1 protein-coding gene is annotated in these 1,534 nt (G+C 65.0%); it reads left to right on the plus strand.

What is annotated here, in order from left to right; translation table 11 throughout:
- Positions 1-1,349, plus strand: a 1,349-nt coding sequence (locus AB2385_RS17045) for a Na+/H+ antiporter NhaA (protein ID WP_367656204.1), incomplete at its 5' end; no start/stop codon positions are given.
- Positions 1,350-1,534 lie beyond the last annotated feature (185 nt).

Here is a 1,534-nt window from a genome sequence, read left to right on the forward strand (position 1 = left end):
TGACCGTGGTCGATGACTTCCTCGCCGTGTCCATCATCGGCATCGTCTATAGCGAGGAGATCCGGATCGTCCCGTTGCTTATCGCCCTCGCCAGCCTCGTTGGATTGTGGTTGTTGGGGCGCACCCGCCAGTGGCGGGCGACGCCGTATGTGTTGATCGTGATCGTGCTGTGGTTCGCGACCGTGTACTCCGGCATCCATGCCTCCCTGGCCGGGATGGCTGCGGGGCTCCTGATCCCCGCCTACGCGACGCAGCGTCACAAAGTCGTCGCGGCAAGACAACTGTTCCGTGACTTCTGGCAGTCTCCGAGTGCCGCATCGGCCCACGCGGTGGACCGCGGACTATCCCGCGGTATCTCTGTGAACGAGCGGCTGCACGAGTTCCTGCGGCTTCCGGCGGCACTGCTGATCGTGCCGGTGTTCGCCTTGGCGAACGCCGGGGTGGATCTGCGTGGCGGGTTGCTCGCTGAGGCCTTCGGCTCGCCCGTGACCTGGGGCGTCATCTCGGGACTCGTGCTCGGTAAGCTTCTAGGCATCGGGCTCATCACTCTAGCCGCAGTCCGCCTCGGACTGGGGCGCCTGCCGATGGGCGTCGGGATGGGGAGCGTGTTCGGTGGTGCGGCGCTGTCCGGGATCGGTTTCACCGTGTCGCTGCTCATCATCGGGCTCGCGTTCGGTACGACCTCTAACCTGGGCCGCCAGGCGACGGTCGGGGTGCTCGTGTCGATGGTACTCGCCACGTTGCTGGGGTGGCTCATATTCAAGGTCGCCGCTCTCAAGTGGGGGGAGGAGACTGCCGATTTGCCGATGGTACTTGAGCCACCAGTCGATCCGGAGGTCGATCACATCCGCGGTCCGGAGGACGCCCAGCTCACGCTCGTGGAGTACGTTGACTTCGAGTGCGCGTACTGTGCACACGCCACCGGTTCGTGGGACGATCTGCGCGCCCACTTCGGGGACGACCTGCGGTATGTGGTGCGCCATCTGCCGCACCACCCGCACGGGCCGATTGCCGCGCGGGCGTCCGAGGCAGCGGCGAACCAGGGGATGTTCTGGCCGTGGCTGGACTTCGTGTTCACCCGTCAGCATGCGCTGGAGCGAGAGGACTTGATCGGCTACGCCGCCGAGCTGGGTCTTGACATCGATCGGTTCATCGCGGATCTCGACAGTCCCGCAGTGATAGAGCGTGTTGAGCGTGACCTCGTCAGCGCGGTCGCCAGCGGTGCGCACGTCACTCCTACGTTCTTCATCGAGGGGCGTCGTCTGCTCGGCAGTTACGACGCCCGCACTCTCACCGCAGTGCTCGAAGCCAGTCGCCGCGGCCCTCGCACTCAGGAAGTCCCGTCCTGAGCGGGGCGAACTACAGGATAAGAACATGCCAAGCAATTCTTTCGGTGAATCCTCTTGTACCGCTGCAGCCAGCGGCCTCGTGCAGGTGCGTGGCGCGCGCGAGAACAACCTCAAAGAGGTGGACGTCTCCATCCCGCGGAATGCGCTGGTGGTGTTCTCGGGTGTCTCCGGCTCCGGGAAGTCCT

The organism is Symbiobacterium sp. (genome assembly GCF_040797425.1).
GTDB lineage: Bacteria > Bacillota > Sulfobacillia > Symbiobacteriales > Symbiobacteriaceae > Symbiobacterium.